The sequence below is a fragment of the uncultured Chitinophaga sp. genome (assembly GCF_937874145.1).
Taxonomy (GTDB): domain Bacteria; phylum Bacteroidota; class Bacteroidia; order Chitinophagales; family Chitinophagaceae; genus Chitinophaga.
Genome location: NZ_CALNBI010000156.1, coordinates 1 through 8,712 on the forward strand (window position 1 = coordinate 1; position 8,712 = coordinate 8,712).

Annotated in this window: 5 protein-coding genes and 1 pseudogene; all 6 read right to left on the reverse strand. The window is 55.2% G+C overall.

What is annotated here, in order from left to right; genetic code table 11:
- Positions 1-1,699 (reverse strand): RagB/SusD family nutrient uptake outer membrane protein (locus Q0510_RS07375; RefSeq protein WP_298709658.1); only part of this gene is annotated, 1,699 nt, incomplete at its 3' end.
- Positions 1,700-1,711: 12 nt separating this feature from the next.
- Complete coding sequence (locus tag Q0510_RS07380) at positions 1,712-4,468, reverse strand: SusC/RagA family TonB-linked outer membrane protein (protein WP_298709660.1); 2,757 nt, start codon at positions 4,466-4,468, stop codon at positions 1,712-1,714.
- Positions 4,368-5,006, reverse strand: a complete 639-nt coding sequence (locus Q0510_RS07385; RefSeq protein WP_298709662.1) for a carboxypeptidase-like regulatory domain-containing protein — start codon at positions 5,004-5,006, stop codon at positions 4,368-4,370. The genes Q0510_RS07380 and Q0510_RS07385 overlap by 101 nt, the downstream gene beginning before the upstream one ends.
- Positions 5,007-5,817: 811 nt before the next feature.
- Entirely contained in the window at positions 5,818-7,008 is a 1,191-nt protein-coding gene (locus Q0510_RS07390; RefSeq protein ID WP_298709664.1) for a DUF1343 domain-containing protein, read from the reverse strand.
- Positions 7,009-7,130: 122 nt separating this feature from the next.
- Positions 7,131-7,904 carry a hypothetical protein gene (locus Q0510_RS07395; protein WP_298709666.1) on the reverse strand — a complete coding sequence of 258 codons (774 nt, stop codon included), beginning with the start codon at positions 7,902-7,904 and terminating at the stop codon, positions 7,131-7,133.
- Between the two features lie 192 nt (positions 7,905-8,096).
- A pseudogene (locus tag Q0510_RS07400) lies at positions 8,097-8,712 on the reverse strand (hypothetical protein); the annotation flags it as partial.

Sequence of the window (8,712 nt, forward strand, 5' to 3'; positions counted from 1 at the left end):
CAATCCAGTCGCGGTGGATCGGGAAGAAATAATACGTATTGGGGACCGTGTTCACTCTTACGCCGGTGTTGGGCACCTGCAGTTCCACGAAACGGAAATTGGTTTCCGTGAGGGAATTGGTGGCGGCCAGTCCTGCGGCTTTCGTCAGGTCCATATCCGTCCTGTCAGCCTCGATGGTAATAGCTTCCAGGCCGTGTTTGGTGGTGCCGTTCAGCACATTGAGCCTGCGGAGGCGGCGGAGGTCCCAGAATCGGTGGCCTTCGAAGCACAGCTCGATGTTCCTTTCGGCCAGGATGGCGTCGCGCATTTGTTCGCGGTTGGCAGCCTTGATACCGTAGTTTCCATCAGCCCCCGGCTCGATGCCTGCCCGCTCGCGGATCTGTTTGAGGATATCGAGCGCCTCTGCCAGGCGGCCGGTTTCGTTGGCGGTTTCAGCGTAGTTGAGCATCACTTCCGCAAAGCGCATGAGCACATAATCCACGTCGTACTGCAGCACCTGCGCACCGGTGAGCCGCAGCAGGCTGTTCTTCAGGATGAAGAAACCGGAGTAGCGGTCGCGGTTCGATGAGTTGATGCCCGCGGCAGGGTTCACACCGAAATCATCCAGCGGATCGACGATGCCCAGCATCGTATACAGCCTTTTGCTGGCCTTGCCACTCACGGGATAGCTCTTGCCGTTCCAAACAACGGATTTGTTGAAACGGGGATCGCGGTTTTCCCAGAACGACTGGCGGAACGCCGAATCGGTTTTGTGATACGCGCTCGCGGGATCGGTGTACAACAGGCCGTCCTTCATCGGGAACATCTTCACGAATTCCCAGGTAGGTACGGCGGATGCGGGGCCGCGGCTTTCCGAACCAGGACGGACACCATTATCCCAGTTGGCCACCTTGCTGGGGTACTGGTTGATAACGGGGAACACGGTTTCGGGGCCTTTTTCCACGATCGCGATGTTGGAATAGTCGTCCACCAGCCGGAAGCCTTTCGCTTTCAGGTCGTCGTAAGCCTTTTTATTGGCGGTATACGCCGCCGCCCAATCCGCGTTGTTCCAGGGATTGGTGGAATGGAACTGGGGAGAAGCTTTATACAGGAGCACTTTGGCTTTGAAGGCCAGGGCGAACATATCGTCGACCTTGCCGTAGTCGGCCGAAGTGGGACCGTTGTATTCCGGCAGCAGCGCGATGGCATCGTCGATATCCTTGATGATGAGATCGAAGCACTCGGCGGTGGAGTTGCGCGGGATGTACAGGTCATCGGTATACCGGTCCTGCGGCACTTTCAGGTACGGAACGCCACCGTGGTGGATCACCATCCTGAAATAGATGTAGGCGCGCAGGAAGAGCGCCTGGGCGGTGATGCTTTCCTTCACGGAAGTTTTCAGCCTGCCATTCTGGACATCGATGATGGCCTGGTTGATGAGGCGGATGCGGGAATAATCCCAATATTTGAAGTTGCTGTTGTTGGGCTGGATGAAATCCGTTGTCCAGGGAATACCCACCACCTGTTCGGAAAACCGGTCCTCGCCTGTGCTCCAGTTGCCGAATACCGTGTAGATATTGGCGATGTAAGCGTTGGCCAGGTTTTCATCATTCCACACCTGTTCCGGTTTATAGGAATTGATGTTTTCTATATCGAGCACTTTTTTGCAGGAAGCGAACATGCCGGCCGCCAGCGCAAAAGCTATTACTTGTTTTTTCATGATCATGCTTTTTTAGAACTTAATATCTGCGCCGAACGTAAACGCTTTCATCACAGGATACGAATCGTAGTTTTTCTGCTCCGGATCATGGAATTCTTTCATGCCGGAGAACACGAACAGGTTCGAGCCGTTGAAATACAACTGCGCGCTGGTCAGGCCGATTTTTCTCAGCCAGGGTTTCGGCAGGTTATATCCAAGGTTCAGCATCTTCATACGGAAGTAAGCGCCGTTGCGGATCCAGAAGGTAGATGCCGCTGCGCCCGCTTCCGCCCAGCCGGAGTTACCCACTACACGGGGATATTCGGCCTGCGGATTATCAGCCGTCCAAACGTCGCCCGCCCAGATGGGGTAATACGGGCGAACGGTGCCGCCGTGCTGGCGCATACCGCCGCCTTCCTGGTTGCTGATCATCCGGTCGTAAGATGTTACGCCCTGGAAGAAGGTCTGCAAAGCCCAGTTTTTCCAGGAAAGGTTGATGCCCATCCCGAAGTTCACGCGGGGAGTGTTGTTGGTCGACAGCAGGTCCACGTCGTTGGCGTCCACCTTGCCATCCGCGCCGGGCGCAAAGCCGCCGCCACGGATATCTTCATACAGGATCGCGCCCAGGTACGGTGCGCGGCCGAACTGCGTAAATCCTTTAGCCAGCAAAGCATCCAGTTGCTCCTGGGTGCGGATGATCCCCGAAGCCCTGTAGCCCACGAGCCTGTTTTCCGGGCGGCCCACGCGCGACTCGAAGTTGCGGTTCTGGCCCGGCGCAAACAACGGCGCTTCATCATAGGTATCCCAACGGTCCCTGGCAAAACCGAGGTTACCGGTGATGGAGTAATTCAACTGGTTGCCGATGGCCCTGTCACGCCATTCCAGCGTAAAATCGGCCCCTCTCCAGGAACGCGCGGCGTAGTTCTCCGGTGCCAGCTGCATACCGTAGCTGTCGGGCAGTTTCACCTCGCGGGAACCGAGGATGTCGGTTTCCTTCCGCAGGAACACATCCACCGTACCGTTCAGGCGGCTTTTGAAAATAGAGAAATCCAGACCGGCGTTGTAAGATGAAGAAGTGGCCCAGGTCAGGTTCGGATTGGGTACGGGACCGGGCCCTACCGTGGTGTACAGCCGGTCGCCGAACATGTAGGTGCCGGAGTTCACGAAGTAGTTCAGGTAAGAGAACGCGGCAATACGCCTGTCGGCCACGTTCAGGTCGTTGCCCGTAGTCCCGTACGAACCGCGGATCTTCAGCTCGTCGAAGAAGCTGGTGGTGTTTTTAAAGAAATTCTCTTCGGAAATGCGCCATGCGGCGGATATCGACGGGAAGAAGCCCCAGCGGGAATTGGATGGGAACAACGTATTGCCGTCATACCGGAAAGAGAATTCCGCGATGTATTTGCCTGCATAGTTGTAGTTCACGCGGCCGATCCAGGACTGGCGGGCGCCGATGGAATCGAAGCCGCTGGCGTCGCGGAAGAGGCGGTCGGCGGAGTACGCGAACGACTGGTCGATGTTATCGATGGGAATCGGGTTTTCGGCCCTGGCCACGGCGCCGTTCCCTCCCATTTCCGCCTGTTCAAACACCACGAGCGCGTCGATTCCGTGCTTGCCGAAGTTCCGGTTGTAGTTCAGGAACCAGTTGAACTGGTAGCTCCAGAACGTGGCGATGCGGTAGTCCATGAACGGCTGGTTCTGGCTGAAGTTGAAGATCACGGTTTTGTCTTCGCTCGGCGGACCGGGAATGAACCGGTTGCCGGAAGGATCAGCCGGGATGAAGGAATACGCTTTCTGGTACGTCATGTAACGTTTGCGCATATAGTCTTCCGCCACGTAGTTGCCCACGACTTTGGACGAGAGGCCTTTCACGTATTTGTTCAGGTCGATATCGATCCCCAGGATGGTGTTCAGGTTGCGCTTGCGGAGGTTGATGTAGCGGTCGCCCTGTACCTGGTCGATCACGTTCCACATTTGCCAGCTGCCCATTACGGGTTGTACGGGGAACTGGGTGATATGATCGGCCGGCTTGCCGTCTGCCGTAAGGTAGAACGGATAGGTTTTGGGCCAGTTGAAGGTTACGCGGTAGATGTCGGATACGTCGAACTCATCGTCGTTCTCGGACCCGCCGAAGGGCCAGAAGAAGCGGTCCTGGTTTTCCTGGAAGGCCGACACGTTGAGGTTTACCTTGATCGCATCGGATACTTTGGCGGTAACGTTGGAGCGCATGTTCACCTTTTTGTGCTCGAGGCTTTTGTAGGAGCCTTCTTCGCCGCGGTAGCTGAGCATGGAGTAGTACTGGATGCGGTCGCTGCCGCCTGTTACGCTGAGTGAGTGGCGCATGCTCCAGGGGTTCTGCCAGATGAAGTCGTTAACGTTATAGCTTTTGTCTTTGAAGTAATCGAATTCCCGCTGTCCGTTGGGCAATGTGAGCCCCTGGAATTCTGCAACGCGGTTTTGATAGATGAGCTCGTCCGTGGCGGTGGTTTTATCGGAGTGGAGCTTCATCGTGGGCCGGTTGGTGGTATAGTTCGTCTGGAAGTTGAAGACGGGTTTGGAGCTGGATCCTTTTTTGGTGGTCACCAGCACAACGCCGTTCCCTGCGCGCGAACCGTAGATAGCGGCCGTGGCGGCGTCTTTCAGGAAGCTCATCTGGTCCACCTCCGCGGCTTCGAGCGCGTCGAAAGCTTCTTTATCGCGAACGATCCCGTCGATCACGAACAGCGGATCGCCGAATGCGCCGCGGATGCGGATGCTGGAAGAGGCGGCCGCCATACCGGAGGCGTTCGTCACGTTTACACCGGGAGCGGCCGGCGAGGGCGTTGGAAAGGTTGGAGGGCGCGAGGTTCACCAGCTCTTCGGCTCTTACGGCCGTTACGGCGCCAGTGAGGTTCACTTTCTTCTGGGTGCCGTAGCCCACTACCACTAGCTCATTGAGGCCTTTGGCGGATGTGGTCATCACCACGTCCACCCGCGCCTGGCTGCCTACGGCCACTTCCTGGGTGTTGTAGCCCACGAAGCGGAAAATGAGCACGGCGCCGGTGTCGGGCACATTGAGGGAATATTCGCCGTTTACGTCGGTGACGGTGCCGGTGCTGGCGCCTTTGAGGGCGATGGTAACGCCGGGGAGGCCCCCGCCGGTGCCGTCGGTTACGCGGCCGGTGATTTTACGGTCGAAAGCCGCGGCTTCGTAGGGAGCCCGGGCGATGCCCTGGGAGGCGTAGCCCATCAGCAGGCAGACAGACAGTGCGGCGGGGACGATCCCCGCGATGCGCCTCACCGTCCGGTTGCAGCTTTTCAGCTGCAGGGATTTTGATTGATGGAATAGCATATTGGTTTGGTTTGTGTAAAAGCAAATGAGTTGGGCCGGCCGGATGGGATTCCGTTGCCGGCGTTTATGATGGGATGAATGAATGAGGCCTCAGGGGCCCCGTAAACAGCATATCATAACCATTCCTTTTAAAGTATCAATCGGTTGCAGGCATGGCAGTGCCGATCGGCGTTGTTCACGTCGTTTTCAGATGATAAAATCTCAGGATTACCGCAAAAGATTATTTGCGCAGCCGCATATACGTATGCTACGGGATGTTTGCTTCACTGTCAGACAAATGCCTCATACTTCGATTCGATTTGTTACTTGAATTGATAACGGTGATAACCATGCAGGAATGATGCTGATAAAAAGTAGCAACGCATCTTTCCTTACCGGTGATAAAACTGACTAGCTGTATGCAACGTGTAGACTATTTCCATGCCTGACATATGCTATACCTCGATGATTTTTTTCTGTGAAATAGTTTTCCTTGATTACCCTTCGCACGATGTGCCGCGCAAATGCGGGTGATAATAAAATATGGTTTCAGCGCTCAGTCGGACTGGATTAACATAACGGTTTTCACAAAGCCAGGCTCGCTGAAGCTGCGTTTTTCAACTTGAGAATGAGATACGTGTTTTTTACGATTAGAATTCTGGTTTCTCTTCGATCCTTACAAATATATTGTTAAAACTTCCATTTTTTTACTTTTTCTTGGCACATCCATGTTATATTTTATTTCGATTTATTAAAGTCTTGAAAACTTCTCTAAAAAAATAGAAAAAGGCCCGTTCCCGGGCCTTCAAGAAAAGTTGGCAGTTATGAAAAATCAGGGGTATAACACGTACTTCTTCCGCATCTCTTTATACCGGTTCAGCCCCGGCTCCCAGCTCTTTCGTATCTGGGCTTCCGTGGCGCCTGCTTCTATTTGCCTGCGGAATTCCCGCGTACCGGCAAGGAAATCGATATTGCCGATCGCGCTGCTCAGGCTGCGGTTGAAGAAATCTTTTTTATTCGGATAAGCTTTATACAAGTCGATCATCCAGCCGATATTGATCTGCCCGCGCCTGCGCCAGGGCGTGATGTCGAACGTACGGAGGTCGAGGCCGTAGCAGGTAACGTTCTTATGCAGCGGCGATTCGCTCATGCCGGGTATGCTTACCGGCTTGAAGGAGAAATCGTATTTCCCTTTGAACGCCGGCGCGCCCAGTACGGTGAACGGAAAATGCGTGCCGCGGCCCTGGCTGAGGATGGTGCCTTCGAATAAGCACAGCGATGGGTACAACACGATCGACTGCTGCGAATTGAGATTGGGCGAAGGGGCTACCGGCAACGTGTAGTCCATATCATGCCGGTAATTTTTCAATTTGACAATCCGGATATCGCATTTCTTTTTGTTGCGCATCCATCCCTGCCCGTTGATCATTTGCGCAAATTCACCGATGGTCATGCCATGTGCGATCGGCACCGGGAAGCGCCCGATCCCCGATTCCAGCGACATATCCAGGATCGGACCGTCTACAAACCCGTTGGGATTGGGGCGGTCGAGGATCACCAGCGGCTTGCCCGCGTCTGCACAGGCTTCCATGATCTCGCGGAGGGAATTGATCAGCGTATAGAAACGGCAGCCCACATCCTGCAGGTCAAACACCAGCACATCCAGCGCCGCCATCTGCGCGGGCTCGGGCTTGCGGCGGTTGCCGTATAATGATACCACGGGGATGCCCGTCTGCGGATCGATCTCGTCAGCCACTTCGGCTCCGTTACTCGCATTGTTGCGGAAACCGTGCTCCGGCCCGAAGATCATTTTAATGTTGACGCCGCGTTTGAGCAAACTGTCGACGATCGGCGTAGTACCGATTATAGACGTGGGGTTGACGAGCAGCCCCACCCTCTTTCCTTTGAGCATGGGCAGGTATACCTCCGTCTGGTCGGCGCCCGTCAGGACCGGCTGTTGCGCCCTGGCGCGGGGGGCCGCCAGCAGCCCCAGGATCGTCATGATCGCAAGTAGTATTCTCATAGTTGTATTCTCTTTCCTTACAGACAAACTTAGGACTTGCCGCCGTTATTTCGCGGGATATTTTATAAAAACAAAGACGCCCCGTTGCCGGGGCGCCTTCGGCACATACATCATGCATCAGATCATGGCAGCTCCTTCAGCCATTGTTCCGCGTATGCGCGTGCGGCTTTCACGGCTTCGGGCCCGGCGCGGAAACATTGCTTCCATTCGGCGCTTCTCTTTTCCAGCGCCGGATCCTCGAATATCATTTTATTGCCTTTTTTCACCAGCGTGGCATTGAAGTCGATGTCGGCCGACAAGGCCAGGAACGATTTCAGGCGCAGCTTGAGCATGCCTTCCACCGTACCGGGATACTTTTCTTCGAACTTCGCCAGTTCGGCTTTGAAAGCAGCCGTGGGCGGACCGGGCACCTCTCCCACCATCGACTGCACATAAATTTTGTGCATCTTGTGCTTCGGGTCTTTGAGGGCATTGATGAGATCTTTCATCGTTTTCAGCGCTTCGGCGTAGCTTTCCTTGTATTCCGCTTCGGCGGTTTCATGGATTTTCTCCAATTCCTTGTAATCGTTTTCGCTCTTTTTGATAGCCGCCCTCAGCTTGGCGTTCGCATCTTTCGGCGCCTCCTTTTCCCATTCCTCCACATACGCCGCTTTATATTCCGGCGTGGAAACGTAGGCTTTGATGTAGTCTCCCATCTCTTTGACGGCCTGGGCGCGCTCGCCTGCTGGGATCTGCTTGGCTTTATACGCCGCGATCAGCTCCATTTTACCGGAAAGCAGGTTGCGGTCGATGGTTTTATGGGCGTCTTCATCCGAAACACCCAGCCGGGAAATGATGCTGCTGGCGGAAAAAGCCAGGAGCCCTGTGGCCAGAACGGCGATACTGATTTTAAACATGGCAGAAAAAATGTTAGGGGTTACCAATACCCAAAAGTAGCCACTGCGCCATACCTGGGAATACCTGCACTCCTGAACCGTTAATTCCTTCCACCGGAATGCCGTTTCAGCCAACCGAAATGAAAAGCCCCCCAGCCCGTGAACAGACCATGGGGGGCATACATGTGTGTAACACCAGTTATATGGTTTCGCTCAATTCCGTACGGGTTTAGTGGCGCTGAAACCGCCTTCGCCATGGAACCACCGGGCGGCCTGGCCGGTCAGCCAGAGGTAATGATCACTCTGGAGATCGGCTTCAATGCCGATGAAACGGCGGTCGCCATGCAGTGGCAGCTCCCCTTCCCGGGCGCATTTAAAGATCGCCGTGCCTTCGTCGATTTCGTCGAACATGGCCACATACAGCGACTTCGCCCCGGAGATCTTCGCGCCGGCCACCTGCTGCCAAAGGAAATCGCCTTTCAGCCTCGGGATGGAGTTGTATTGCGCGGGATCGTTCTTCAGGTTGCCCCAGCTGAAACCGGGGAACGCCAACGGAACATACGACACGTTGTTATTTTTACACCACTGGATATCGGCCGCCAGCTCCACGCCGGCTACCTGCGCGTAGTTCCCGCTGCTGTAACGGCCTACGGCCCAGGGCATGATGATGTCGGATTTTTTGATCAGCGCATGCAACGCGGGATTGTTCTCCGTGTCGTTCTTCATGCTCCGCCAGTAATACGGCACGCCCAGCATGACCGACACGCGCTTCTCCGGCCCCTTCAGTTTTTCTACCAGCTGGTCCACGTTCGCGGTGGTATAGCGGCGG